Origin of the sequence: Qipengyuania psychrotolerans (genome assembly GCF_019711355.1) — a bacterium.
In the GTDB taxonomy this organism is placed as follows: domain Bacteria; phylum Pseudomonadota; class Alphaproteobacteria; order Sphingomonadales; family Sphingomonadaceae; genus Qipengyuania; species Qipengyuania psychrotolerans.
The window spans coordinates 1,026,959-1,051,441 of the sequence record NZ_CP081297.1 but is presented as its reverse complement, the minus strand read 5'-3'; the positions used below and the strand labels follow the sequence as shown (position 1 = coordinate 1,051,441).

26 protein-coding genes are annotated in these 24,483 nt (G+C 59.2%); 6 read left to right on the top strand and 20 right to left on the bottom strand.

Annotated features, from left to right (window positions below; all coding sequences use genetic code 11):
• Nucleotides 1-5 precede the first annotated feature (5 nt).
• The 5 genes from K3166_RS05220 to K3166_RS05200 form a co-directional block, all read right to left on the bottom strand.
• Nucleotides 6-1,076, bottom strand: a complete 1,071-nt coding sequence (locus K3166_RS05220) for a DUF2855 family protein (RefSeq protein WP_221423610.1) — start codon at nt 1,074-1,076, stop codon at nt 6-8.
• A gap of 56 nt (nt 1,077-1,132) precedes the next feature.
• On the bottom strand, nt 1,133-2,257 hold the full coding sequence (gene dnaN, locus K3166_RS05215; RefSeq protein WP_221423609.1) for a DNA polymerase III subunit beta: 1,125 nt from the start codon (nt 2,255-2,257) through the stop codon (nt 1,133-1,135).
• A gap of 158 nt (nt 2,258-2,415) precedes the next feature.
• The gene (fabG, locus tag K3166_RS05210; protein ID WP_221423976.1) at nt 2,416-3,168 is read right to left on the bottom strand and encodes a 3-oxoacyl-[acyl-carrier-protein] reductase; all 753 of its coding nucleotides are present in this window, start codon (nt 3,166-3,168) and stop codon (nt 2,416-2,418) included.
• Nucleotides 3,168-4,106, bottom strand: coding sequence for an ACP S-malonyltransferase (gene fabD / locus K3166_RS05205; RefSeq protein WP_221423608.1), 939 nt, complete (start codon nt 4,104-4,106; stop codon nt 3,168-3,170). Before fabD ends, fabG begins: the two co-directional genes overlap by 1 nt.
• A 24-nt stretch (nt 4,107-4,130) precedes the next feature.
• Nucleotides 4,131-4,982, bottom strand: a complete 852-nt coding sequence (locus tag K3166_RS05200) for an LD-carboxypeptidase (RefSeq protein WP_247714744.1) — start codon at nt 4,980-4,982, stop codon at nt 4,131-4,133.
• Nucleotides 4,983-5,024: 42 nt separating this feature from the next.
• Here K3166_RS05200 and K3166_RS05195 point away from each other — a divergent pair, with 42 nt between their 5' ends.
• Entirely contained in the window at nt 5,025-6,452 is a 1,428-nt protein-coding gene (locus K3166_RS05195) for a glutamate ligase domain-containing protein (RefSeq protein WP_221423607.1), read from the top strand.
• 4 nt (nt 6,453-6,456) lie between these two features.
• Here K3166_RS05195 and K3166_RS05190 read toward each other — a convergent pair whose 3' ends face one another.
• Nucleotides 6,457-7,419 carry a DUF808 domain-containing protein gene (locus K3166_RS05190; RefSeq protein ID WP_221423606.1) on the bottom strand — a complete coding sequence of 321 codons (963 nt, stop codon included), beginning with the start codon at nt 7,417-7,419 and terminating at the stop codon, nt 6,457-6,459.
• A 213-nt stretch (nt 7,420-7,632) separates the two neighbouring features.
• Between K3166_RS05190 and rpsF the strand changes: the two genes are divergently transcribed.
• From rpsF to K3166_RS05170, 4 genes are all read left to right on the top strand, one after another.
• On the top strand, nt 7,633-7,998 hold the full coding sequence (gene rpsF / locus K3166_RS05185) for a 30S ribosomal protein S6 (RefSeq protein ID WP_221423605.1): 366 nt from the start codon (nt 7,633-7,635) through the stop codon (nt 7,996-7,998).
• Complete coding sequence (rpsR, locus tag K3166_RS05180; RefSeq protein WP_221423604.1) at nt 7,998-8,222, top strand: 30S ribosomal protein S18; 225 nt, start codon at nt 7,998-8,000, stop codon at nt 8,220-8,222. The genes rpsF and rpsR overlap by 1 nt, the downstream gene beginning before the upstream one ends.
• A gap of 12 nt (nt 8,223-8,234) precedes the next feature.
• On the top strand, nt 8,235-8,903 hold the full coding sequence (gene rplI / locus K3166_RS05175; RefSeq protein ID WP_221423603.1) for a 50S ribosomal protein L9: 669 nt from the start codon (nt 8,235-8,237) through the stop codon (nt 8,901-8,903).
• Nucleotides 8,904-9,026: 123 nt separating this feature from the next.
• Entirely contained in the window at nt 9,027-10,466 is a 1,440-nt protein-coding gene (locus tag K3166_RS05170) for an AMP nucleosidase (RefSeq protein WP_221423602.1), read from the top strand.
• A 25-nt stretch (nt 10,467-10,491) separates the two neighbouring features.
• On the opposite strand, the gene rimK is transcribed toward K3166_RS05170, so the two are convergent.
• The 9 genes from rimK to K3166_RS05125 form a co-directional block, all read right to left on the bottom strand.
• Nucleotides 10,492-11,397 (bottom strand): 30S ribosomal protein S6--L-glutamate ligase, encoded by a 906-nt coding sequence (gene rimK / locus K3166_RS05165; RefSeq protein ID WP_221423601.1) that lies wholly within the window; start codon nt 11,395-11,397, stop codon nt 10,492-10,494.
• Nucleotides 11,394-11,855 (bottom strand): ATP-dependent zinc protease family protein, encoded by a 462-nt coding sequence (locus K3166_RS05160; RefSeq protein WP_221423600.1) that lies wholly within the window; start codon nt 11,853-11,855, stop codon nt 11,394-11,396. Before K3166_RS05160 ends, rimK begins: the two co-directional genes overlap by 4 nt.
• Entirely contained in the window at nt 11,852-12,853 is a 1,002-nt protein-coding gene (locus K3166_RS05155; RefSeq protein WP_221423599.1) for a YncE family protein, read from the bottom strand. Before K3166_RS05155 ends, K3166_RS05160 begins: the two co-directional genes overlap by 4 nt.
• Before the next feature lie 2 nt (nt 12,854-12,855).
• On the bottom strand, nt 12,856-14,718 hold the full coding sequence (locus K3166_RS05150) for a M2 family metallopeptidase (RefSeq protein ID WP_221423598.1): 1,863 nt from the start codon (nt 14,716-14,718) through the stop codon (nt 12,856-12,858).
• A 64-nt stretch (nt 14,719-14,782) separates the two neighbouring features.
• Nucleotides 14,783-15,301 (bottom strand): hypothetical protein, encoded by a 519-nt coding sequence (locus K3166_RS05145; protein WP_221423597.1) that lies wholly within the window; start codon nt 15,299-15,301, stop codon nt 14,783-14,785.
• Nucleotides 15,298-16,059, bottom strand: coding sequence for an alpha/beta fold hydrolase (locus tag K3166_RS05140; protein WP_221423596.1), 762 nt, complete (start codon nt 16,057-16,059; stop codon nt 15,298-15,300). The genes K3166_RS05145 and K3166_RS05140 overlap by 4 nt, the downstream gene beginning before the upstream one ends.
• 83 nt (nt 16,060-16,142) lie before the next feature.
• A complete protein-coding gene (locus K3166_RS05135; RefSeq protein ID WP_221423595.1) occupies nt 16,143-16,790 on the bottom strand; it encodes a 2-hydroxychromene-2-carboxylate isomerase in 648 nt (215 codons plus the stop codon).
• A 25-nt stretch (nt 16,791-16,815) separates the two neighbouring features.
• A complete protein-coding gene (locus tag K3166_RS05130; RefSeq protein ID WP_221423594.1) occupies nt 16,816-17,391 on the bottom strand; it encodes a hypothetical protein in 576 nt (191 codons plus the stop codon).
• A complete protein-coding gene (locus K3166_RS05125; protein ID WP_221423593.1) occupies nt 17,388-18,413 on the bottom strand; it encodes an aspartate-semialdehyde dehydrogenase in 1,026 nt (341 codons plus the stop codon). Before K3166_RS05125 ends, K3166_RS05130 begins: the two co-directional genes overlap by 4 nt.
• A gap of 94 nt (nt 18,414-18,507) precedes the next feature.
• Between K3166_RS05125 and K3166_RS05120 the strand changes: the two genes are divergently transcribed.
• Complete coding sequence (locus tag K3166_RS05120; RefSeq protein WP_221423592.1) at nt 18,508-19,359, top strand: alpha/beta fold hydrolase; 852 nt, start codon at nt 18,508-18,510, stop codon at nt 19,357-19,359.
• A gap of 3 nt (nt 19,360-19,362) precedes the next feature.
• Here the strand turns inward: K3166_RS05120 and K3166_RS05115 are convergent, their stop codons facing one another.
• The 5 genes from K3166_RS05115 to K3166_RS05095 all read right to left on the bottom strand — a co-directional run bounded on the left by K3166_RS05115 (nt 19,363) and on the right by K3166_RS05095 (nt 24,443).
• The gene (locus K3166_RS05115; RefSeq protein ID WP_221423591.1) at nt 19,363-21,609 is read right to left on the bottom strand and encodes a S9 family peptidase; all 2,247 of its coding nucleotides are present in this window, start codon (nt 21,607-21,609) and stop codon (nt 19,363-19,365) included.
• A 351-nt stretch (nt 21,610-21,960) separates the two neighbouring features.
• Nucleotides 21,961-22,329, bottom strand: a complete 369-nt coding sequence (rplS, locus tag K3166_RS05110; RefSeq protein WP_221423590.1) for a 50S ribosomal protein L19 — start codon at nt 22,327-22,329, stop codon at nt 21,961-21,963.
• 13 nt (nt 22,330-22,342) lie between these two features.
• On the bottom strand, nt 22,343-23,077 hold the full coding sequence (gene trmD, locus K3166_RS05105) for a tRNA (guanosine(37)-N1)-methyltransferase TrmD (protein ID WP_221423589.1): 735 nt from the start codon (nt 23,075-23,077) through the stop codon (nt 22,343-22,345).
• Complete coding sequence (locus K3166_RS05100) at nt 23,074-23,496, bottom strand: hypothetical protein (RefSeq protein WP_221423588.1); 423 nt, start codon at nt 23,494-23,496, stop codon at nt 23,074-23,076. The genes trmD and K3166_RS05100 overlap by 4 nt, the downstream gene beginning before the upstream one ends.
• Nucleotides 23,493-24,443 (bottom strand): carbon-nitrogen hydrolase family protein, encoded by a 951-nt coding sequence (locus tag K3166_RS05095; RefSeq protein WP_221423587.1) that lies wholly within the window; start codon nt 24,441-24,443, stop codon nt 23,493-23,495. Before K3166_RS05095 ends, K3166_RS05100 begins: the two co-directional genes overlap by 4 nt.
• Nucleotides 24,444-24,483: the final 40 nt, after the last annotated feature.

Below are 24,483 nucleotides of genomic sequence, written 5' to 3'. Positions count from 1 at the left end.
AACGGTTACGGCTCGATCACGATACCTTTTGCAGGATCGACCTTGCCGCCGATCATCTCGAGGAAAACTTCGCGGGCCTTGCCAAGACCCTGGAAACGCTCGATCTCGATGTTCCCGCCAGCATCGGCGAGGAAGTTACGCCAACTTGACGCCATCTGCTTGCCAGCTTCTTCCGGTCCGACCGATTTGAACAGCGCAACCGCATGGTCGGGCGCAAAGAACATCGTCGGATTTGGACCCGGTATGCCAGCCGTGCCGCCGCCGCGTTCATCGACATGGGTTACCCCGACCAGGCACGAATACTTAAGGGCATCACCCATCTTTTCGTGAATGGATCGCAGCAGGTCGGAATTGCCGGCGAAGTCGACTGTGACGCTGTCTGTAATCGGCAATTGGTCGACATCATCATAGGAGAGCACTTGGTCATAAAGACCGCTGTCCTCCACGAACTTCACATTGCCAGCCGACGTCAGCCCGATTCGGCGAACCTGGGGCGAGCGGTGCTTGCAAACGCTGGCGAGCCCCAGCGCGGTCTTGGAGGATGCGCTGGTCAGGATGACCTGGGCTGCGCCAAACCAATTTTCCGAACGCATGAAATATTCGATGAGGAAGCCTGTCTTGAACAGAGGACCAAAGATCATCCGCTCCCCTTCCCGGTCCGGATCGTGTTCCGGGTCGTTCGCCAAGCGGCTGTATTGGTTGTAGATCGGGCTCATCGGTTGGCGATGTTCGGCTATATCCATGAAGCCAGAGGGCGAAACCTTGCCCGGGACGACATCGAGATGGCTGGCCATCGGGAGATAGCCATAGACGCGTTCGCCCACGGCGAAGTCGGGATTGTTGCTTTCGGCTACCCGCGCGTGACCCCACATCGGGACGATGCCTTCGCCTTCGGGCGCAGGAAAGAAGTTCCAGTATCCGAACCCATCGCCAACCACCGCATAGGTTACGTTGTTGGCTGTGACCGAGAAACTCTCGATGGCCAGGCGCACCGCGCCATCGGCAAGCGGCCCAGCCTCACGCTCGACCAATTTCGCATTGGTGAGTTCGGATTTCTGGACTTGAACCTGCTGCATGATTTGTCTCCTTCTCAGAAGAGACGCTAGCGGCAGGACGTGCGCTTGGCGAGCGGTTACACCCGCATCGGCATCAGGACATAGAGCGCCGCGCTATCGTCGTTCAACCGGATCAATGTTGGCGCACCTGCATCGGCGAGATGGATATCCACGCTGTCACTGTCGATCTGGCCGAGGATGTCCTTGAGATATCCGGCGTTGAAACCGATCTCGAATTCTTCCGAATTATACTCAGCGGGAAGCTCTTCGGTTGCCGTGCCATTGTCGGGCGAAGTGACCGTCAGCGTCACCTTGTCCTTTTCGAGCCCCATCTTGACCGCACGGGTCTTTTCGGTGGCAATCGTCGCGACGCGGTCGACGCCTTCGTGGAACGTGCGCGGATCAATCCTGAGCAGCTTGTCGTTCCCTGTCGGAATGACGCGGGAATAATCCGGGAAGGTACCGTCGATGAGCTTGCTGGTCAGTACGACCCCGCCGTCACCGCCAAGAGCGAAGCGGATCTTGCTGGCTGAAAGGTCGATCTGGACATTGCTGTCCATTTTCTCGTCCAGCAGTTTGCGAAGCTCTGCCACGGCTTTGCGCGGCACGATCACGTCCGGCATTCCTTCGGCGCCCTCAGGGCGGGGAAGCGTGAAACGAGCGAGCCGGTGGCCGTCGGTTGCAGCCGCCCTCAATACCGGTTGGTCTTCATCCGAAACATGGAAGAAGATGCCGTTGAGATAATAGCGGGTTTCCTCAGTCGAGATTGCAAAGCGCGTCCGGTCGATAATCTCTGCCAATGTCTTGGCAGGAAGTTCGAAGCTGGTCGGAAGATCGCCTTCGACGATTACCGGGAAATCATCCCGCGGAAGGGTCGGGAGCGAAAAGCGGCTGCGGCCTGCCTTGATTGCCATGCGGTTTTCCGCCGCTTCGAGGCTGACCTGGCTGCCTTCTGGCAATTTGCGCGCAATATCGAACAGCAGGTGAGCCGACACCGTGATGGAACCAGGCGATTCGACGCTGGCGGCATCCATATGCTCGACCACTTGAAGGTCGAGGTCGGTCGCCATGACCTTGAGACCGTCACCCTCGGCCTCGATCAGCACATTCGAAAGGATGGGGATCGTGTTGCGGCGCTCAACGACCGATTGCACGTGGGAGAGACAGCGCAGCAGCGTAGCGCGTTCGATGGTGGCCTTCATGGGTCCTACTTTCGTCCCTGTTAGGCGGTGCAAGGGTCGGAATCGCCCCGACGCGCCGGAATACGGATAACGACCTTAGCGAGGCGATATATGGGAGCAAGGCTCCAGCAGGCTGCTACCCCGCTCCCACGCCGATTCCTTGGGGATAACAGGGGGATTTACCCCATCATCGCCATGCCGCCGTTCACGTGCAGCGTTTGCCCGGTGACATACGTTGCCTCGTCGGAAGCGAGATATGCCACGGCGGCGCCGATTTCGTCGCCCTCGCCCATCCGACCCATCGGGATGCGGCTGTTGATCGCGGCTTTCTGGTCATCATTCAGCGCATCGGTCATCGCAGTGCGGATGAAGCCGGGAGCCACGCAGTTCACGGTGATATTCCGGCTGGCCAGTTCCTGCGCGAGGCTCTTGCTCATGCCAGTCAGGCCTGCCTTGGCAGCGACGTAGTTCATCTGGCCCGGATTGCCGGTGTGGCCGACCACGCTGGTGATCGAGATAATCCGGCCGCCCTTCGCCTTCATCATTGGACGCGCGCTGGCGCGCATGAGGCGGAAACTCGCTTCGAGGTTAATGCGGATCACCTCGTCCCATTCCTCGTCCTTCATGCGCATGGCGAGATTATCGCGAGTAATACCGGCGTTGTTGACCAGGATATTCATGCTGCCAAGCGTGTCGACGGTCGCGGGGATCAATTCTTCGACCTGCGTGGTGTCCGACAGATTGCACGTGATCTCGACGTGATCTCCGCCGACTTCCTCGATCAGCTGTTCCCGGAATGCGCGCAGCTTGTCGCCATTCGAACCCGATAGGGCGAGGCGCGCACCTTGCCTTGCAAGAGCATAGGCGATGGACGAACCGATGCCGCCGCTGGCGCCGGTAACAAGTGCGGTCTTACCTTCTAGGCTGAACATCATGCGTTCTCCTTGGCGAAATTTTCGAGATCTTCCATGGTGATGAGGCTGACCGTGGCCGCCTCCTTGTCGATGCGTCCAACCATCGGGCCGAGCACTTTTCCGCCAAGCTCCACAAACCGTTCGACACCCGCTTCGCGCATCGCGAGAACGCTTTCGCGCCATCTCACACGGCCGGTTACCTGCTCGATCAGGAGCGTTTGTTCTTCTGCCGGGTCGGTGACACGCGACGCCGTTACGTTGGCGAAGATCGGCACCGCGAACGCAGAAGGCGATGTTTCTTCCAGCGCCTTTTTCATGCGCTGGGCCGCGGGTTCCATTAGCGAACAATGGAATGGCGCTGACACGGGGAGCTTGATGCCCCGCTTGATACCGTGTTCCTTGGCCAGTTCGATGGCACGGTCGATCGCTTCGACATGACCTGAAATCACGACCTGCGTGGGATCGTTGTCATTGGCGACATCGCAAACCTGACCTTGTGCTGCTGCCTTTGCCAGAGCAGTCGCCTTTTCGATGTCAGCCCCCAGAAGGGCAGCCATGGATCCGACACCCACTGGCACGGCGTCCTGCATGGCAGAACCGCGGAGGCGCAAGAGCCTGGCGGTTTCAGCAAGGCCGAACGCACCGGCAGCACAAAGCGCGCTATATTCACCCAGCGAATGGCCAGCAACACAGTCAGCTGTGTCCGCGAGCACTATGCCGAATTCTTTCTCCAGAACGCGCAGCGTGGCGATGGAGTTTGCCATGATGGCAGGTTGTGCATTGGAGGTGAGCGTGAGCTCGCTTTCCGGTCCGTCCCTCATGATCGAGAACAGCTTCTGGTTCAGGGCATCGTCCACTTCCTGGAACACCTCGCGCGCATGGGCGCTGGCTTCGGATAATTCCGCGCCCATACCTACCTTCTGGCTTCCCTGACCGGGAAAGATGAATGCCGTCATGTTTCTCTCCTGTTGGGGCGGCGCTTAGGCGCGCAAGCCCCTAGCCTCAAGGCCGAAAGGTACGATCCTGTTGGCAGATGAATGACCAACCTGGGCACGGCCGAGGTAAGGGATGCCGCTACGGCTGCACCAATCCTGCGCAATCTCCTCGGCATTGGAGCCGAACGGACGGTCATTAACGGGAATGGCGGTGATTTCGCCAAGCCTCAGGCCCGCAATATCGCCAAGCTGCGACGTGACGTGGAATAGCAAGCGGTCGATAGCGTACTCGTATTCACCGACTTCTTCGATCATCACTTCATGGCCGGATAGGTCTGGCATGAGCGGCGTGCCGACCAACATCGCGAGGGTATAAAGGTTGAACGCGACTGCGGGCTTCTTCCCCAGGGAAGGTTCCAGGCCGCTTTCATCGCCGGCGAAATACGACAGAGTGCGGCGGACGGCGTCCTTTCCCCTTTCGCGCTTGATATCGACCGGCATTGGCGCATGCACACTCTGGCCGATGCCGGCGCGATACAGGGCACCAAGCAGCGTCCCGCAGTCGGAATAGCCGAAGTAGGATTTCTCCCGCGCGGCATCCGAAACGTGATCGATGAATGCCTGGGCAATTCGATTCGACCCATATCCGCCCTTGGCGAACCACACGGCATCGATGGAGGGATCGTTTGCGCAATTCAGCAGGGCGGCAAGACGTATCTCGTCTGGGCCAGCAAAGTGACCTTCTTCAACGAAACACTGTTCGTGGAAGTGAAGATCAATCTCGGGATATTCCGCTTTTGCCAAGGCTGCGACAGCCTCGGCATATTTGCGCTTGAGGGGCGTTGCGGGGGCGCAAATGGCGACTTTTCGGATCGGACGGTGCACACTTGCGGTCATGCCCGCTTGTCTTGACGGCTGCAACTGCATAGCGAAGCAGTAATGAGTGACTTCCCCAGCCCTGATGAGCTTTTCGCGCGCCCCTTTTTCTTCGTCGGCATCGGCGGATCAGGAATGCTCCCTCTTGCCCAGATCCTGAAGGGGCGTGGTTGCACCGTGGCAGGCTCCGACCGCAGTTTCGATCAGGGCCGCACGCCGGAAAAGTTCGCGGCGCTTGAGAGCCAGGGATTTGAACTTCACCCCCAGGACGGGAGCGGGATCGTCTCAGGCGACCAGATCGTGGTCGCCTCTGCAGCGATTGAAGATAGCGTGCCCGAGATCCAGCAGGCGAATGACTTGGGTTGCCTGCGCGTCACGCGTGCCGAGCTGAACTCGATCCTGTTCAACACCAGCGGTGCCGGACTGGCAGTCGCGGGGACAAGCGGCAAATCTACCGTGACCGGCATGCTCGGCTGGATCCTCGAGGCAACCGGACGCGCGCCCACCATCATGAACGGTGCGGTGATGAAGAACTTCGTATCACCGCAGCGCCCTTTCGCGAGCGCCGTAGTGGGATCGCAAAGTCTCTACGTCAGTGAGGTCGACGAAAGTGACGGATCAATTGCGCTGTATGGTCCGGCGGTGGGTATCCTCCTGAACGTATCGCTCGACCACAAGAGCATGGCCGAGCTGAGGCAGCTGTTCGGCGACTATCTCTCTCGCAGCCGGATTTCCGTGATCAATGCCGATGATGAAGAGGCGCTGGCCCTTCTTCCGCGGGCAAAGGAAGTTATCACATTCGGGATCGATCAGGAGAAGGCGCAGATAGGCATTGTGCCCGGCAGCATTGCCGAGGGCCCCGTCAGGCAGGCCGCCATGGTGGTGGATCGCCACGATGGCGGTCAGTATGCTCTGCGTCTAAACATGCCCGGCAGGCATAACCTCTCAAACGCACTCGCCGCTATTGCAGGCGCCGCCGCAGCAGGCGTTCCGATTGCAGAAGCGGTCGATGCGCTCGCCGGTTTCGAAGGCTTGGCGCGGCGTTTCGACATTGTCGGCGTCACCCATGCGGCCATCACGGTGATTGATGATTTTGGCCATAACCCCGAAAAATGCGCTGCGACACTGCGAACGCTGCGCGCCCACCCGGGCCGGGTCATCGCATTCTTCCAGCCCCACGGTTACGGCCCGTTACGCCAGATGGGAGCCGAGCTGGCGCAGACTTTCGCCGACGTACTCGACGCCGAAGACCGGGTGATCCTTTCAGATCCCGTCTACTACGGCGGAACCGTCGACCGCAGCGAAGGCAGCGAACGTATCGTCAGGTTGATCACCGAAGCAGGCGGCCAGGCAGATCACATCCCATCCCGCAAGGATATCGAAGATCAGCTCGTCAGCGCAGCGCGCCCCGGCGACAGGATAGTCATCATGGGCGCGCGCGACGACACGCTAAGCGAGTTTGCCAGGCGCGTTTTCAAAAGGTTGTCCTGATAAATCAGTGCGCTTCCGCACCTTCGCCTATGCCATGCCCCATCTTGACTACCTTGTGCAGGACGAAGACGACGACGAAGCCTAAAACCAAGCCTGCGAGCGCCGAGATCGCTGCGTAAGTCGCCCATCCCAGAAGTCCTGACAGGCCGCCAGTTACAGCCTCGACTGCATGCTGCACTCCGTGCGCCCAGTCCGAGGGTCCGTGAATGCCAAGTTCGTGGAGGCCGTGCAGGATAATGCCGCCGCCAACCCACAACATGGCAATCGTTCCGATAAACGACAGTGCCTTGAGCAGGTAGGGGACCGATTGCACAAGGAAGCGGCCGAATGTCTGTGCTGTTTGTGAGCTTCGCTCGGCCAGGTGGAGGCCAATATCATCCATTTTCACGATGATCGCTACAGCGCCGTATACGAACAATGTCACGGCGATACCAACGATGGCAAGAACCCCAGCGCGAACGATGAAATCTTCCGACGCGACTTCGTTCAGCGTGATGGCCATGATCTCGGCTGACAAGATTAAATCCGTGCGAATGGCACCGGCAACGCGCTGTTTTTCAAACGCGACGGGATCGACGATCTCGTCTTCCAGGGTCTTGCCGTGCTTTTCGCCGCCCAGCTTTTCCATGACCTTCTCGGCGCCTTCGTATGACAGGTATGCGCCGCCTGCCATCAGGATGAATATGATCGCCGAGGGAAGCAGCCAGCTTAACAGCAGGGCACCCGGAAGCAGGATCAGGAGCTTGTTCTTGAGGCTGCCCTTGGTGATCTGCCAGATGATCGGCAGCTCGCGTGCTGGGCTCAGGCCGGTCACATAGCTCGGAGTGACCGCAGCATCGTCGATCACGACGCCTGCAGTCTTGGTGCCCGCCCTGCTTGCCGCAACCGTGATGTCGTCGACAGAAGCCGCCGCGGTCCGGGCAATGATCGAAACGTCGTCTAAAAGTGCTACAAGTCCGCCGGGCACGCATTATCTCCTGTTTGACATTGCCAACGGCCCCCTGCCTCGCACGTTCCGACGCTGCAAGAGGAGAGATTGGCTTGCATTCACACCGAATCCGGCTATGTGCGCGCATCCCTTACATCCGTGCAGAGCTCGGCAGGGATAAGAAGAAAGCCGGAGGGGCCCCGCAATCCCGCGGATCAGCCAGCGATCGGCCGACAGTGAAAGGACAAGAGCATGGCTCATTACGAGCATGTTTTCTTGGCGCGACAGGACCTGAGCCAGGCTCAGGTTGATCAGCTCGCCGCCAACGCGACAGAAATCGTCGAAAATAACGAAGGCAAGGTCACCAAGACCGAAACCTGGGGTCTCAAGAACCTCGCTTACAAGATTGACCGCAACCGCAAGGCGCATTTCGTAATGCTCAACATCGAGGGCCCCGGCTCCGTTGTTGCAGAACTCGAACGCCAGACACGCATCAACGAAGACGTCATCCGCTACATGACCATCAAGGTCGACGAGCACGAAGAAGGTCCTTCGGTTATGATGCGCAAGAACGAGCGCGATACCAAGAAGCGCCGTGAACGCGAGGAGCGTAACTGATGGCCCGTCCGTTTTTCCGCCGCCGCAAGTCCTGCCCGTTCGCCGCAAAGAACGCGCCGCAGATCGACTACAAGGACGTTCGTCTCCTGCAGGGCTTCATGTCCGAGCGAGGCAAGATCGTTCCCAGCCGCATCACCGCAGTCAGTGCCAAGAAGCAGCGCGAACTCGCCAAGGCGATCAAGCGCGCGCGTCACATCGGCCTGCTGCCGTACATCGTGAAGTAAGGAGAAGACATCATGGATATTATTCTCCTTCAGCGCATCGAAAAGCTCGGCACGATCGGTGACGTTGTCACCGTAAAAGACGGCTATGCGCGTAACTTCCTTCTTCCGCAGAAGAAGGCCCTTCGTGCCAACTCGGCAAACAAGAAGGTCTTCGAAGCCAACCGCGAGCGTCTTGAAAAAGAAAACGCAGAACGTCGCGGCGAAGCTGAAAAGGCTGGCGAAAAGGTCGATGGTGCCGAGGTCGTATTGATCCGTGCCGCATCTAACGCCGGTCAGCTCTACGGTTCGGTCAACGTTCGCGATATCGTGAACGGCCTTGCCGAAAAGGGTCACGAGATCGACAAGAAGCAGGTCATCATGGGTAACCCGATCAAGACGATCGGCATGCATGACGTGCGCATCGACCTTCACCCCGAGGTTTCCGTCACCGTGAAGGCAAACGTTGCCCGTTCGGACGACGAAGCTGAACTGCAGAGCCAGGGCGTCGACGTTCTTGCGCAGATGTTCGAAGACGAACAGCGCGAGATCGAAGAGCAGTCCGAAGCCAACCGCATCGACACGGGCCTCGAGCCGGGTGAAATCCCCGCCGACATGCTCGAAGATGGCGTCCGCACCGAAGAAGGCGCCAGCGAAAGCGAATCCCTCATCGAAGCGACGAAGCCGGAAGGCGACGAAGGCTAAGCCTTTTCGAAACCAAGCATTCAGGGCGCGGCGACTTCGGTCCCCGCGCCCTTTTTGTAACAACTGCATTCGTGTGGCAGAAGGTGTCACGAAAACAACAAAGAGCCAGGAGATAATCCAGCCATGGAAACGATCGACCAGATCCTCGACAAGCTCGAATCCGTCTACGATGCGGCGATCAACCGCCTTCGCGAAGACGTGATCGCTTTCGGCAAGACGCGCGAATTGCCTGCGCCCGAACGCCGCAATGATGGCAGCTATGCCTATCCGGAATTGCGTTTGCTGTTTCGCGGCGGCGTAATGCCGGAAGGCTCCAGCCGTGCATTTGGTCGGCTCAACATGCCGGGAATGTATTCCACGACTGTCACGCGGCCGAACCTGTTTCGCAGCTATTTGCGCGAACAGCTCGAACTGATCGGTTCGAATTATGAAATCGAGATCGAAGTGGGCTCTTCACGGCAGGAAATTCCTTTCCCTTACGTGCTCGATGGCGAAGCTGGCGCAGTACTTGCCGGGATCGATCCGAACGAAATCGCGCGCCACTTCCCTTCGACCGATCTCGCCGATATCGGCGACGAGCTGGCTGACGGGATCGAACTCGACAATCCCGAAGATCCCATCCCACTGTCACTGTTTGACGGCCTTCGCACGGACTTCAGCCTTGCCCGCCTCGCCCATTATACAGGGACCGATCCGCAACATTTTCAGCGGTTCATCCTGTTCACGAACTATCACCGTTATGTCGACGAATTCGTAGACTGGGCTGGATCGCAGCTGGGCAAGAACGGTTACAAAGCTCTCGCTGGTGCTGGCGGAATGTTGCTAACCGAAGCGACCGAAAACGCGCGCGACCAGCTTTCAGACACCGCTTGGCGGCGCCACCAGATGCCGGCTTATCACCTAGTTGGCGAGAACGGCGGAGGCATCACGCTGGTCAACATTGGTGTTGGACCGTCCAACGCGAAGACCATCTGTGATCACCTTGCAGTGCTGCGTCCCGAAGCCTGGCTGATGATCGGCCACTGCGGCGGCCTGCGCCCTAGCCAGAAGATTGGCGACTACGTCCTCGCCCATGCGTATCTGCGCGACGATCATGTGCTTGATCCGGTCCTGCCGCCAGAGATCCCCCTTCCCGCTATTGCAGAGGTCCAGCAGGCGTTGGCAGCAGCAGCAGAAGAAGTGTCGGGCGAACATGGCAGCGATCTGAAAAAGCGGATGCGCACCGGCACCGTCGTCACCACCGACGACCGCAATTGGGAGCTGCGCTACACCAGTTCGGCCCGCCGTCTCAGTCTGAGCCGTGCAGTCGGGATCGACATGGAAAGCGCAACGATTTCGGCGCAGGGTTACCGCTTCCGCGTTCCTTACGGCACTCTGCTTTGCGTGTCTGACAAGCCGCTTCATGGTGAAATCAAGCTGCCCGGTCAGGCGAACAAGTTTTACGAAGAAGCCATCGCGGCCCACCTCCAGATCGGCGTGACCGCGTGCCGCTTGCTTCGCGAAGAGGGTCCAAGGCTCCACAGCCGCAAGCTGCGCGCCTTTAATGAACCGCCGTTTAGATAAGCCTCAAACCTGAGGGCGCTGAAAGCTAACCCTTACCCTTGGTCTTGGTTTTGCCAGGCTTCGCGTTTGCTTCGATGAACTCAATGATCTGACCCGCAATATCCTTGCCGGTTGCATTCTCGATGCCTTCGAGACCGGGGGAGCTGTTCACTTCCATGATCACCGGGCCGTGATTGCTGCGGAGCAAGTCCACGCCGCAAACATTGAGGCCCATGGCTTTTGCTGCACGAACTGCGGTCGAACGTTCTTCAGGCGTAATTTTGATCAGCTGCGCACTGCCGCCGCGGTGGAGATTGCTGCGGAATTCGCCTTCTGCGCCCTGACGCTTCATCGCTGCGACGACCTTGCCGCCCACTACTAGGCAGCGGATATCCGATCCGCCCGCTTCCTTGATAAATTCCTGCACCATGATGTTGACGTTCGCACCGCGAAACGCCTCGATGATTGATGCTCCGCCCTTCAGCGTTTCGGCGAGTACCACGCCGATCCCTTGTGTCCCTTCGAGCAGCTTGATGACCACTGGCGGCCCATTGACGGCCTTAATGATGGCTTCGGCCTGCTTGGGATCATTCGCATAGGCTGTGAGAGGCAGTCCCAGCCCGTATTTCGCCATGATCTGGGTGGAGCGCAGCTTGTCCCGGCTACGTCCGATCGCCACGCTTTCGTTGAGGGGCCATGTGCCGCTCATTTCAAACTGGCGCAGGACCGCGAGGCCATAATTCGTGATCGAGGCGCCAATACGCGGGATGACTGCATCGAATTGGCCAAGAGTTTCACCGTTGTACATCACCGTGGGGCGGTGGCTTGCAATATTGACCGTGCACCGTGTGGTGTTGAGGATCACGAGTTCGTGCCCACGCTCTTCCGCCGCCGCTTTCAGCCGCTTGTGAGAATAGAGGTTCGGATTGCGAGCAAGCATTGCGATTTTCATGGCTTGTGACCTTTCTTGGTCTTTGTTTCGGGCTTTTGAAGCCAGGAATGTCCGGAATCGACGACAAATCGGCGGCGCAGTGAGGAGCGTCCAATAAGCATCGGAAACTTCATGTCGGAGCGGTCCGCAAGGCTGATTTCGGCGCGGAATTCGACATCGCCGATCCGTAGCGGCGTCTTGATGACATAGCGGTCCTGTTTTTCGCCGTTTGAACTTGTGATGCCCCTCACGTCAACATGCACCGCCTCGCAGACTTGCCGAACGTGAGGCTCCTCGAAATCGACGGCGAAACGCACGAACTTTTCGCCGTCGCGTTCGAATTCGTCGAGAACAACAGCATGCAAGGATGATGTGCGCGCCCCTGTATCGATCTTGGCAGGAATACTGTGCAGCCCGAGGTCGGGTAGCTGGACCAGCTCGCGCCAGCCCACGATCGGCAAAACTTTCTTCGTCTTCATTCGATTATCGCCAGCCCGTCACCGCCTCCCGCTCCTGGCAGGCGGCGTAGAACCTTGCCGCTAGCGAAATCAACCTCTGCGATGGTGTTCGCGCGCGTTTCTGCCGCATAAATCCGTTCTCCGTCGGGCGACCAGAGGATCGTGACTTGTGTCCGGTCCTCGGCCTCATCCCGGCTGGATACTGGGATGGTGCGGATTGCTTCGGCAGATTTGAGATCAATCACAGTCAAACCGGCATCTGCCAGGTCGCTGGTGACCGCGAAATCGCCTTGCGGGCGAATGGCGATGCGAAGCGGGAAATCGCCGGTTGCGACTTCATGTCTGATCGCGAGGGTCATAGGGTCGAGCGCAAATGCCTTGTCTGACCCGCGCGCCGAAACCCAAAGTGTCTCGCCATCGGGGCTGAGCGCGATGCCTTCCGGCTCCTCGCCCACCTCGACAGACTGCGGCGCGCGGCGCGTCTTGAGATCCACCAAGGTCACAGTTTTGGAGCCCAGGTCGGTGGTCCAGGCATGCCGACCATCGGGCGAGACAGCCAGCATGTGGCTGCCCTGCTTTCCGGTCCCATATTCGAACGTGTTGGCATCACCGAGCGGGTTGGCGATCCAGAAGATCGACTGACGCCCTTCTGCTGTGGCGTATAAATCGCCATTGGCGTGCCAGACGATCCCGTGCGGACGGGCATTCGCACCCAAATCGATACTGGCTACTTTTGACAGATCCGAAGTCAGGAAGATGTCCACACTCGTCCCGCCATAGCAAGCGAGTGCCACATGTTTGTCGTCTGGCGACGTAGCCAATTCATGAGGATTGGCGCAGCTTGCCACAGACGCAACCTGCTCCCCGGTCGCAAGATCGACCTTGGCCAGCGTGTTGCCGAATTTTCCGGCCACGAAGAGCGCGCCTGCAGCATCTGCCGGGGCAGACGCAATCGGAGCCTCCTCGGTTACCGGCGAGCAGGCAGCGATCGACAGGCCAAGGAGGACCGAAATGCGCATGATTACCACCCCTGCGGTTTACCTTCGTTCTGCTCTTCAAGCCACGCCATCAGCGGTGCGAAATATTCGATCATCGCTGTCCCGCTCATCTGGCGCTCGCCGGTGAACGCTTCGAGTGCGTCGGGCCAAGGCTTGCTTGCACCCATTTTAAGCATCGCATCGAGGTTCTGACCGACTTCCTCGTTGCCGTAGAACGAACAGCGATGCAACGGCCCTTCCCAGCCCGCCTGATCACAGGCAGCCTTGTAGAACTGGAACTGCAGGATCCGCGCAAGGAAGTAGCGGGTGTAAGGCACATTGCCAGGGATGTGATATTTCGCTCCGGCATCAAACTTGCTCTCATCGCGGGCGACTGGCGGAGTGATACCCTGATATTGCAATCGCAGGTCATTCCATCCCGCATTCAGCCCATCGGCCGGGATCGATCCGTCGAACAGGCCCCAGCGATACCGGTCCACCATCAGTCCGAAGGGAAGGAACGCGACCTTGTCCATCGCTTGGCGAAGCAGGAGGCCGATGTCCTTGTCCGCGCTCGGCACATCGGACTTGTCGAGCATGTCGATCTGCACGAGATACTCGGGCGTTATCGAGAGAGCGATCATGTCGCCGATCGCTTCGTGGAAGCCATCGTTTGCGCCGTTGAGGTGCAGATAATCCTGCTGGTTGTATGCGCGCTGGTAATAGTTGTGACCCAGCTCGTGATGGATGGTGATGAAGTCATCCGCATTCTGCTTGATGCACATCTTGATGCGCAGGTCGTCCACGTTGTCGACGTCCCATGCGCTTGCATGGCACACCACTTCGCGGTCCGCCGGCTTCACGAACTGGCTGCGTTCCCAGAAGGTGTCGGGCAGCTTCTCGAAGCCGAGAGAAGAGAAGAAGTCTTCGCCCACACGGACCATCTGGACTTCATCAAAGCCCTTCTGCTCGATCAGTTCGGTAAGGTCGTAACCGATGTCACCAGCACCTTCGGGTGCGACGAGCGGATAGATATTGCCCCATTCCTGGGCCCACATATTGCCAAGCAGATCGGCGCGGATCGGGCCCGTCGGGGCTTGAACGGCATCGCCGTATTTCTCGTTGAGCTGGCTGCGGACATAGGTGTGCAGCGCCATGTAGAGCGGCTTCACTTCCTGCCACATCCGCTCCGTCTCGGCGGCGAACTGGTCTGGGTCCATATCGTAGTTCGAACGCCACATGGCGCCGAGATCGTTGAAACCGAGGTCCTTGGAACCTTCGTTGGCAATCGCGATCATGCGCTGGTAATCACCGCGCATCGGGGCACCGACATTGTCGTGCCAGCTTACCCACATCTCTGCGAGTTCCTCAGGCGTCCGCTCGAGGTTGCCCATTTCGGCTTCGATGTCGGAACCGGATATTTCCTTGCCGTTCAAGGTTCCTTTGCCCTTGCCGTAGGCCGAGCCGAGGCGGGTCGAGATATCAGACAATTCGGTCGCCGCGCCGTCACGAACCGGCGCCGGCATCACGATGGAGTTGCGCAGCATATCCAGCTTGCGCTCAACCTCCGGATCGAGCCCGGCAACTCGGGCATATTCAGCAGCCTTGTTGGCGTATGCGACTGATTTCTGTGTCGCCTCGGCGCCGTATTTGGCCGCAAGCATATCGCTGTCATGGACGATATAGGTTGAATTCAGCCACAGCACGCGGCCATATTCGACCGAGAAATCGAACATGTCTTTCTCGACCATATCCACCCAGTCGGCAGCACCTTTCGGCGTCATGGGATAAGGATCGGCTTCTGCGATTGGCGCGAGCGGAGCGCTTTCGACCGGCTGAGCATTGGCAGTGGTGCAGGCAGCCAGCGAGATGGCAAGCGCAGACAATGCGACGGGGGCAAATTTCATGATGTCCTCTCCAAAGGTACTCTGACTTTTTCTGTTTCCGGATTGCACTTGCACAACCGCTTTATCAAGCGGTTCGGCGCGCCTTTCGACGAATGACAAGGCAGGCAATGACCCCGCAAAACGTGAACAGCCAACTTGCGATCTTCACGGGCCGAACCGAAGCAGCCAGCGAGGCGAGGCTGTCATCGCCCTGAAAGCGGGTCAGCTGAATGAACTGGCCGATCGTCTCTGCGTAATCGGTGATTAGGAAGGCCGCGGCTGCGATAGCTATCAAAACGCCCAAAATACTGACAGGCCGCATCGTGCTCCGGCGGAAATGGAGGCCGCCCAGCAGGCTACCCGCACCATAAATCCCGATGAATATCAGGTCGCCGATCATCGCAATAGCGGCCTGATTCCAAAGTCCGGCAGAGCGCCAGACATACTGGATACGGTCGACTTCCGCGGCGCTACCTGCAGCCTGATGGTCGAGGATGCCGCCCGGGACTTCGGACACGCCCAGTGGCAAGCCAAGCATAATCACAATCGCAAAAAGTATCAGGCCGCCAATCCAGAGCCCCAGGAATGCGCGGTACAGGCTCACTGCGCATCACCTAGCCAATCGGCCATTGCCTGGCCCAGATCAGGTTTGGTGACGCTGCCCATGTGAGTGCCAGGCACCTCCGCGAAGTCAGCGCCTGGAATACACTTTGCCAATGCTTCGGCCGAGCCATTGTCCCGGTCTTCGTCTCCGCACACCACCAGCGTGGGAATGGTGATATCGGCGAGCAAACCAAGTTCCAGATCGGGCATCGTGTCCAGAAGCAAGCGCGCTGCCACACGGTTCACACCTTGCGACTTGAGGAATTGCATCGAGAAATAGGCCGGATCACCGCGCGGGATCGCGTCAAATTCGTCGATCACTCGCTTGAAATACGCGGCGCGCTTCGCCCACTCGCCCAAACCGGCAGTGCCCATTCCTCCGACGATCAATCGCGACGGATGGACAACGCCATGCGCAACGGCGTGCAATGATGTCCTTGCGCCCAGCGAAAACCCGCCAAGGTCGTAATCCTCAAACCCGAGATGATCGACCAGCGCCGCCACATCGCGAACCAGCACATTCAGCGGATATTTCGCCGGATCTTCGGGGGCTTCGCTGTCTCCGTGGACGCGGAAGTCTAGCATGATGACCTCGTAACCCCGGGCCGCAATCGTCTCCGCATGACCGAACTTGATCCAGTTCATCTGCGCGCTCGAGAAGAGGCCGTGGAGCAGGACCAAGGGTCTCCCCTTCCCCATGCGGTGAATTGCGAGCCGGGTGCCATCAAAGCTGTCGAAAAATTCTGTCACAGTGTCCATCTCTAGGCGCCGGTTCCAATCATCGCTTGTGCTGATATCCGGCCTAAAGCTGGATGAGCCACTCTTACCGTCGCTGACCATATTCACCTGGCTTCCAAACCCTGCAATTCCATGCGCCACCGCGCCATTTCGATCCGATCCTGCCCGAAGAAAGGTTCGTTTTCGAATACCAGCGTCGGGACACCCCAATGGCCAGCGGCTTCGAGAGCGTCCTGATTGGCGGCAATCTCTGCGTCGAGCGCCTCTGCATCGCTATCAACTTCCGCCAGGATTTCTTCCACGCCAAGGCCCGCCGCTTCCAGAGCGCGGTCAAGATGGCCGCCTTCGTGCCAGTTTTCCTGACCGCCCCAGATCATCCGGCCGGCCTCGGCAGCGAAGATCAGGCCTGCTCCGCGCCGCGATGCTGCCTGGCCCATGCGCGTTACCCGTCGAATATTGGGTTGGTCCTCCGCAATCTTTCGCGTCGCCATGTCCTGAATGATGGGATCCGGCTTCGGCGGACCGAAGGGGATGTGATGAAAAGCCGCCACCCGCAGCATGTCGCGCATGGTATAGCCAAGCCAGTTCGGATGGTTGCGCTCGAAGAAATCGGGCTGGCGTATAGCAAGCGGATAGACCGGCCTCAGCGCAATGCTAAGGTCGTATTCCTCGGTCAACTGGCGGTAACGTCCGATTGCCAGATAACTATAAGGCGAACGGAAGCTGAAATAGAGTTCTGCTTGATGCGTCATTCCTGCCTTATACAGGTGAGACGCCTCAGCGGAAGAAGCAGCTCAAACCCGCTTGCAAGCCGGTAATCTTATCGTCCTCGGAAAACCCGCGGATCGTGCCGAAGTCTGCGGTGGTATATTCGAACTCTCCCGGCAGGGTGCTGTCGATTTCACGCACCTGACGTTCTGACTTGAGGCCTTCCATCGTCGATACGCCGGGCCTGATACCATCGCTAGTCACGACTTGGCCGCCTTCACGCAGGAACCAGCCGGCAAACTTGCCATCCTGATATGCGATACTGAGCGGTCCGAACTCGCTGAACTCCATCTCGCCTGCGCCGCATTCCTCGTTGCGGGAAGTGATGCCTGCCGACCCGAAAGCCGCCTCGACAGCGTCGTCTACCTCGCTGCGCGGCGAACCAAAGCGCAGCGGGGCTTGCTGATGCACTCCCAAGCCATCCGCGTTGACGACGATTACGACATCGTCGAACCGCTCGATCAGCGGATTGGTGTTTGGTGCCTCGCCGCCTTCGAGGTCGACCGTCGTCACGTCCTCGGTCGGCTCGCTGGAGCAAGCGAGGAGGAGAAACGGCAGGGCGATAAGCGAGGCTGTGCGGATCATCCCTTCTTAAGACACTCGCGGCCCAGGAGTTCCGCGATCTGCACCGCATTCAAGGCGGCACCCTTGCGAAGGTTGTCCGAAACGCACCACAGGGTCAGCCCGTTCTCAACCGTCGGGTCTTCCCGAACGCGGCTGATGTAGGTGGCACTGTCTCCAGCCGCTTCGACCGGGGTGATGTAGCCTTCGTCCTCGCGCTTATCGATGAGCATGATGCCCGGTGCTTCGCGCAGGATTTCCTGCGCCTGTTCGGCGGTCAATTCGTTCTCGAATTCGATATTCACGCTTTCGGAATGGCCCACGAACACGGGCACGCGCACACAGGTGGCGGTCAGCTTGATCTTCGGGTCGAGGATCTTCTTGGTCTCGACCACCATCTTCCACTCTTCCTTGGTCGATCCGTCGTCGAGGAAGACATCGATATGCGGGATGACGTTGAAAGCGATCTGCTTGGTGAACTTGGATGGTACGGCAGGGTCACCGACGAAGATGTTGCGGCTCTGTTCAAACAGTTCGTCCATGCCCGCCTTGCCCGCGCCCGAAACCGACTGGTAAGTCGAAACGACCACGCGCTTGATCGTCGCTGCATCGTGCAGCGGTTTAAGGGCGACAACGAGCTGTGCGGTCGAGCAGTTGGGATTGGCGATGATTTTGCGCTTGGAATAGCCGTGGATCGCCTCGGGGTTAACTTCCGGCACGATCAGCGGCACATCCGGATCCATGCGGTAGAGCGAGCTGTTGTCGATCACAACGCAGCCGGCAGCGGCTGCCTTCGGCGCATACTCCTTGGCCGGACCGCTACCTGCGGCGAACAAGGCAATATCCCAGCCAGTCCAATCGAAATGCTCGATATTCTTGCACTTGAGCATTTTGCCGGTGTCGCCAAACTCCACCTCCGACCCGTGCGAACGGCTGGAAGCGACAGCAGCGATTTCGTCGATGGGAAACTCGCGTTCCGCCAACACCATCATCATTTCACGTCCGACACTTCCGGTCGCGCCGACTACGGCAACACGATAACCCAAATCACATCTCCAAATTTGTGTGTGGGGTGCAAATGGGCCTAGGACAGGCCCGGCGCAAGCAATTTGGAGTTGAGGCGCCGCAAGGGGGAATACAATGGATCTGGCAGACTGGCGCGCCAAGGCCGAACGTTTTGAATTTCAGGGACTTTCGATTGCCTTCTGGCGCGGCGGGACGGGTCGTCCGCTCTTGCTGGTTCACGGTTTCCCAACCAGCGCGTGGGACTGGCAGCCGATATGGGAAACGCTGGGCCAAACGCACAGTCTCGTTGCCTGCGACATGATCGGCTTCGGCCTGTCGGACAAGCCGCCCGGCGGTTACTCGATCCACCGGCAGACAGACCTCCAAGAGGCGCTGCTGGCCCACCTTGGCATCGCGGAATATGACGCCCTCGTGCACGATTACGGAGTGTCCGTGGGACAGGAAATGCTTGCACGCCAGGCCGAGGGCAGCGGTGCAGCAGGATTGCAGCAGATGGTTTTCCTCAACGGGGGTATCTTTCCCAACCAGCACCGTCCTCGGCCTCTCCAGAAGCTGGGCGTATCGCCGCTCGGCTTTCTCGTCGGGTGGCTGATGAACAGGAAGCGTTTCGGCGCAGGCTTTGCGGAGGTTTTCGGACCTGATACTCAGCCCTCCGAAGCTGAGCTCGACGATTTCTGGAGCCTTATTTCAGAGCAGGACGGGCACCGAAAATTCCACAAGCTGCTCCATTACATGACCGACCGCCAGAAACATGAAGCGCGGTGGGTCGGTGCGCTTGCTCATGCCGAAAGCCGGATTGGCCTTATCAACGGCGCTCTCGATCCGGTGTCAGGCAAACACGCATTCGACGAATGGCGACGAGTATTACCGAACGCTCGCTCGCACCTTTTGCCTGGCGTTGGCCACTATCCGCAGGTCGAAGCACCTGCAGAAGTTGCAGCCAAGACGCTGGAGTGGCTCGGCTGAATGCTACTCCGGAGGCGTCACGCCGTGATGCTCTAGAAAGCGAAACACGGTGTTGTAGCGGTGCGGAGAAATCTGCTCGCCCGAGACACGGTGAGTGTAGCCGGGGTACAGCATCATCTCGAACGGCACATTGGCTTCCTGCATGGCCGAGATGACCTCGGTTGCGTTCTCGAACACCACATTGTCGTCTGCCATCCCATGGATCAGCAGCAGTGGATCGGTAATCTTCGTGGCCTCGGGGATTGCTGAAGCAGTCTCATAAGCCTGCGCGTCGGCCTGAGGCGTGCCCATATACCGCTCGGTATAGTGAGTGTCATAAAGCTCCCAGCGCGTGACCGGCGCGCCTGAAATGCCAGCCGCATACAGACCAGGATCGGCCTGGAGCTGCTTCAGCGTCATGTACCCTCCATAGGACCAGCCATCGATGGCGATCTTGTCAGCATCGATGAAATCGAACTGGGTGAGGAATTCCGCACCCGTCTTCTGGTCGCGCACCTCGACGCCGCCCATCGCACGGTAGATCGGCTGTTCGAACTTGACGCCGCGATTGGCCGACCCGCGGTTGTCGATGGCGAACCAGATGTAACCCTTGTCGACGATCGCCTGGCGCAGGGCACCGTTCCAGCCCTTGGTCACGATCTGCGGTCCCGGCCCGCTATAGTGGTAGTAATAGACGGGATACTTCTTGCCCGGCTCCAGCGGGGGTGTGAGCATTTCCCAATAGAGCAACGTGCCGTCTTCCGCGGGAAGGACACCATATTGCGTTTGCCGGTGGCTGGCCACGTAAGGGGCGTAAGGGTGTTCATCGTTCAGCTCGTTGCGTTCAATCCACGCAAGCCGGTTGCCCTGCGCGTCGGCAAGATAACTCTGCGGCGGGGTGTCATCGTTCGAACGCGAAATCAGGAGCGTTTGCGCCTTGCTGTCCATTGTGCCGGAATTCACATAGTCTAGATCGGTCAGGCGTTCGATCGAAGACGGTGATGCAAGGTCCAGCGCATAGATTTGCTGGGCAAGCACGTCGTCCTTGGTCGCCTGGAAGAACACTTTCCCAGCCGCCTGATCTACGCCAAGCAACTTGGTGACGACCCAGTCACCGCTAGTGAGCTGGATCCACTCGCCGTTCGCGAAACGATAGAGATGGCCAAAACCGTCGCGTTCGGACCACCAGATCAGGCTGCCATCGTCGAGCCACTTGTAGTCGTCCGAAAGGTTGATCCAGTAATCCTCGGCGGCTGCGCGTTCGGTGAAAACGACTTCGCTTGCGCCTGTGGCCGGGTCGACCTTGAGGAGATCGAGGACCGTCTGCTCGCGGTTCTGGCGCTGGACGTACAGCGCATTGCCTCCCGGTGCCCAGTCCACCCGGGCGAGATAGATGTCGGGATCACTGCCAAGATCGACCTTCACGCGGTTCTGACCGTCAGGGTCCATGACGAACAGCTCGACAACCGCGTTTGGGCTGCCCGCAACCGGATAACGTTGGTCATAAACCTTCGTGCCGGTCGCCCCGATGGCAGCGCGCGTGACAATACCGACGCCGCTTTCATCGAAACGCTGCACCGCCATGCGGTTTTCGTCCGGCGACCACCAATAACCTGTCAGGCGGCCCATTTCTTCTTGAGCCACGAACTCCGCCTCGCCCCAACGCACGGCCTCGCCTTCCTTGGGTGTTATCGGCGCATGGTCGCCAGTGACCGGGCCGACCCACAGCTGCCGATCCCGCACGAATGAGATGTAGTTGCCATGCGGACTAAGTGACTGATTGAGCTCACTTTCCTCTGTATCGGTAACGCGCACGACTTCGCCGCCAAGACTGGCTAGATAGAGATCGCCGTCAAGCGGTACGAGCAAGCCCTTGCCGTTGGAGGTCCATTCGTAACTGATGATGCCCTTCAGGCTCCCGACACGCGCGCGCTCGCGCTGCATCTTTTCATCTTCGGACAACTCGCGGCCCGAACCCAGCGCCTCGCTGTCCACCAGCATCGACCACTCGTCTTCCTCGCGGTCATAGGCCCACAGGTCGTAGCGCTCGCGGTCGTCTTCGCGGTTTCGTAGCAGCGTGAGATAGCGGCCGTCAGGCGACAACTTGGCCTGCCTCGGTGCGGGTCCATCCAGCGACGGAGAGGCAAAAACGCGTTCGAATGTGAGATCCATGGGCGCAGTCTCCTCGGAATTGCTGTGATTGTCCGCCAGTGCGGGCGCTGCCAGGCATGTGCCGAGCGCCAGTGCGGCGGCAAAAGTCAGATTGCGCAAGTGTCTCTCCCTCGTTGCGACGCCACGCTCTCGCAAGACCCGGTCTGGAAAGCAAGGTCTGCGGCATCGCCTGAAAGTTATGCCTAATTTGGAGTTAAGTGCGCTTCCTTAAATCCCCTTAACGCCTCTGCGCCAGAAGGGTCCTCGTCATCGGGAGCCGCTATCCGGCTCACTGGCTCCCGGAGGCATCTGAACGGGCCTTATGGCTCATCATGATCCCCACGTGACAAGGGCGGTGCTTTCAGGAGCGCCGCCCTTTCTTTTTACCTATTCCTATGCGGATACGCGGACGCAGAATCAAAAAGGGCGGCCCCGCGAGGCCGCCCTTCGAAATTCGCTTTGCTGCGAGACTTACGCCTTGGGGGCGTTGTCGCGGCGCTCGGCAATACGAGCGCGCTTACCGGTACGGCCACGCAGATAGTAGAGCTTCGCACGACGCACGATACCGCGGCGAACCACGGTAATGCTGTCCACGATCGGGCTGTAAAGCGGGAAAACACGTTCCACACCTTCGCCGAACGAAAGCTTACGGACGGTGAAGTTGCTGCCCATGCCGCGGTTGGAGCGGGCGATGACAACGCCTTCGAAATTCTGGATACGCTCGCGCTGGCCTTCCACAACCTTCACGCCGACACGAACGGTGTCGCCAGCCTGGAACTTGGGAATATCCTTGCCGAGGTTCTCGATAGCTTCCGCTTCGAGCTGCTGAATCAGGTTCATTGAACCATTTCCTTCAATCTTTTCGCCGCGCATCAGAGGCAGGCTGGTCCCGACCATCAGTATGACGATCCCAAAGGTCCGGCCTGCGTAACCGTGTGTCTTCCTCGCTCCTTGCCTTGCGCCAAGCAGCGATTTTCGCATGATCCCCCGATCGCAGCACTTCAGGGATCGTGCGCCCTTCCCATTCCTGAGGTCGGGTATATTGCGGATACTCGAGCAAGCCGTCCTCGAACGACTCTTCGGTCCCGCTAGAAGCCGCGCCCATTACTCCGGGAAGCAGGCGAATGCAAGCATCGAGAATCGCCAGCGCAGCCGGTTCTCCGCCCGACAGGACGATATCGGCCAGGCTGACCTCCTCTACCTGCGGATAGGCATCGAAGATCCGCTCGTCGAAGCCTTCAAAGCGGCCGCACAAGATAGTGACACCGGGGCCGCCGGAAATCTCCCGGATACGCTCCTGCGTGATCGGCTTGCCGCGCGGTGTCATGACAAGGATCGGAGCCTTGGGCTGCATGCGGATCGCATGGTCGAGAGCCGGACCAAGTACATCGGCTTTCAGCACCATCCCTGCCCCGCCGCCTGCGGGTGTATCGTCGACGGTACGGTGCTTGTCGGTCGCAAAGTCACGGATCTGGATCGTGTCGATCGACCACTTCTGCTCCTCCAGAGCGCGGCCGGCCAGTGACAGGCGCAGCGGTCCGGGAAACATCTCGGGATAGAGGGTGAGGATGGTAGCAGCGAAGGTCATGTTTCCGCGAACACCTCTGCATTAAGTGTTTTCAGTCGGCGCCGGTGATCCAACATTCCTAACGCAGCAATCACTATGCTGCTCGACACAAGCAAGAGAGCCATCGTTCGTTCAAGAACCAACCGCGGAAGCTCGAGCAACAGCGTCAGAAACGAACGATCAGGAGACCAAAGCAAATAAAGAACCACGAGCCAGAAGATCAGCGGAAAAACAATCGCGAAAACGAGCCTTACAAGAAGATGTAGTCTCGACGCGTAGATGTTCAAAAGCACGACCACCATCAATTCAGGCAGCACATAAGCCAATACAGGCAACAGCCAATCGATAGGGTTCGATGACAGAGATGCAGGATCCTCATGCGCGAGAGCTAGAGTTTCGAATCCCAGTACAAGGAGGACAAATACGAATGGCAGTCTCATGCCCAATTCACCCCATCCTTTGACCGCGTATCAACCCTAAGTTCGAAAACATCAGGGCGCGAGTAATGACCGTCAGTATCGAGGCTCGCCAACCCCTGACCGATCTCGCTGAGGTCTAGCTCCGCAAACAGCGTTTCCTCGCCCTCACCCGCCTGTGCGACAATCCTTGCATCGGGTGCAATGATCATTGAGCCGCCACGGTTGAGTGCATCGCCCTCGATCGTCTCGAACAGCTCCTTCGCCGCCGCAGCGTCGCCAGCACGCTCCAGCCCGTCGAACAGGTCGTCCTTCGCCTGCACCAGACCGGCCGCCAGCACGAAGCAGCGGCCCTCCATCGCATAGTGCCGCGAGGCGAGCGCGTATTCCTCGCGCACGGTCGGCCAGGCCGCGACATGCACGCTCTCGCCAAGGTTATGCATCGCCGCGCGCGCCAAGGGCATCCAGTGCTCCCAGCAGATCAGCGAGCCGACGCTGCCCCACTCGGCCTGGTGGACACCGAGCGTCGAACCATCACCGCGCATCCAAACCAGCCGTTCGCCATGTGTCGGAACCAGCTTGCGGTGGTCGAGGACCGGCAGGCCGGGCCGGAATGTCATCTGGTTGTTGTAGAGGCTCTGTCGCATACGCTCATGCGCGCCAATGGAGATAACAGCGCCGCTTTCGTCGCACAATTCCTGCAGGGGCAGCAGCCGCTCGTCGTTCGCCACAACGGCTTGTTCCAGCAGGATGCGATGCAGCGCCTTGGTGCCGGGATGATCCCACAAGGCCGCGCCCGGAGCCTCGTCCAGCCAGAGCGGATAGCCGCCCAAAAACGTTTCGCCGAATGCAACCAGCTTCGCCCCGCCCTCAACCGCCTCGCGCGCAAGGCGGACGGCTTTCTCGATCCCGTCGCCAATGGCGAGCGGGATGGGAGATGCCTGGACGATGGCGACCGAAAGCGTGCTCATGGAAAAAGCGGTTAGCGCGGCGGGCACCGCTTGGCCATCC

Excerpts from the sequence above, each read along its gene's own strand:
- rpsR (WP_221423604.1), top strand. The coding sequence starts at position 7,998 with ATGGCCCGTCCGTTTTTCCGCCGCCGCAAGTCCTGCCCGTTCGCCGCA.
- rimK (WP_221423601.1), bottom strand. The coding sequence starts at position 11,397 with ATGAAAATCGCAATGCTTGCTCGCAATCCGAACCTCTATTCTCACAAG.
- K3166_RS05095 (WP_221423587.1), bottom strand. The coding sequence starts at position 24,443 with ATGAGCACGCTTTCGGTCGCCATCGTCCAGGCATCTCCCATCCCGCTC.
- K3166_RS05120 (WP_221423592.1), top strand. The coding sequence starts at position 18,508 with ATGGATCTGGCAGACTGGCGCGCCAAGGCCGAACGTTTTGAATTTCAG.
- K3166_RS05130 (WP_221423594.1), bottom strand. The coding sequence starts at position 17,391 with ATGATCCGCACAGCCTCGCTTATCGCCCTGCCGTTTCTCCTCCTCGCT.
- K3166_RS05100 (WP_221423588.1), bottom strand. The coding sequence starts at position 23,496 with ATGAGACTGCCATTCGTATTTGTCCTCCTTGTACTGGGATTCGAAACT.
- rplI (WP_221423603.1), top strand. The coding sequence starts at position 8,235 with ATGGATATTATTCTCCTTCAGCGCATCGAAAAGCTCGGCACGATCGGT.
- dnaN (WP_221423609.1), bottom strand. The coding sequence starts at position 2,257 with ATGAAGGCCACCATCGAACGCGCTACGCTGCTGCGCTGTCTCTCCCAC.
- rpsF (WP_221423605.1), top strand. The coding sequence starts at position 7,633 with ATGGCTCATTACGAGCATGTTTTCTTGGCGCGACAGGACCTGAGCCAG.
- K3166_RS05200 (WP_247714744.1), bottom strand. The coding sequence starts at position 4,982 with ATGACCGCAAGTGTGCACCGTCCGATCCGAAAAGTCGCCATTTGCGCC.
- K3166_RS05155 (WP_221423599.1), bottom strand. The coding sequence starts at position 12,853 with ATGCGCATTTCGGTCCTCCTTGGCCTGTCGATCGCTGCCTGCTCGCCG.
- K3166_RS05220 (WP_221423610.1), bottom strand. The coding sequence starts at position 1,076 with ATGCAGCAGGTTCAAGTCCAGAAATCCGAACTCACCAATGCGAAATTG.
- K3166_RS05150 (WP_221423598.1), bottom strand. The coding sequence starts at position 14,718 with ATGAAATTTGCCCCCGTCGCATTGTCTGCGCTTGCCATCTCGCTGGCT.
- rplS (WP_221423590.1), bottom strand. The coding sequence starts at position 22,329 with ATGAACCTGATTCAGCAGCTCGAAGCGGAAGCTATCGAGAACCTCGGC.
- trmD (WP_221423589.1), bottom strand. The coding sequence starts at position 23,077 with ATGACCTTCGCTGCTACCATCCTCACCCTCTATCCCGAGATGTTTCCC.
- K3166_RS05140 (WP_221423596.1), bottom strand. The coding sequence starts at position 16,059 with ATGGACACTGTGACAGAATTTTTCGACAGCTTTGATGGCACCCGGCTC.
- fabD (WP_221423608.1), bottom strand. The coding sequence starts at position 4,106 with ATGACGGCATTCATCTTTCCCGGTCAGGGAAGCCAGAAGGTAGGTATG.
- K3166_RS05160 (WP_221423600.1), bottom strand. The coding sequence starts at position 11,855 with ATGAAGACGAAGAAAGTTTTGCCGATCGTGGGCTGGCGCGAGCTGGTC.
- K3166_RS05195 (WP_221423607.1), top strand. The coding sequence starts at position 5,025 with ATGAGTGACTTCCCCAGCCCTGATGAGCTTTTCGCGCGCCCCTTTTTC.
- K3166_RS05135 (WP_221423595.1), bottom strand. The coding sequence starts at position 16,790 with ATGACGCATCAAGCAGAACTCTATTTCAGCTTCCGTTCGCCTTATAGT.
- K3166_RS05170 (WP_221423602.1), top strand. The coding sequence starts at position 9,027 with ATGGAAACGATCGACCAGATCCTCGACAAGCTCGAATCCGTCTACGAT.
- fabG (WP_221423976.1), bottom strand. The coding sequence starts at position 3,168 with ATGTTCAGCCTAGAAGGTAAGACCGCACTTGTTACCGGCGCCAGCGGC.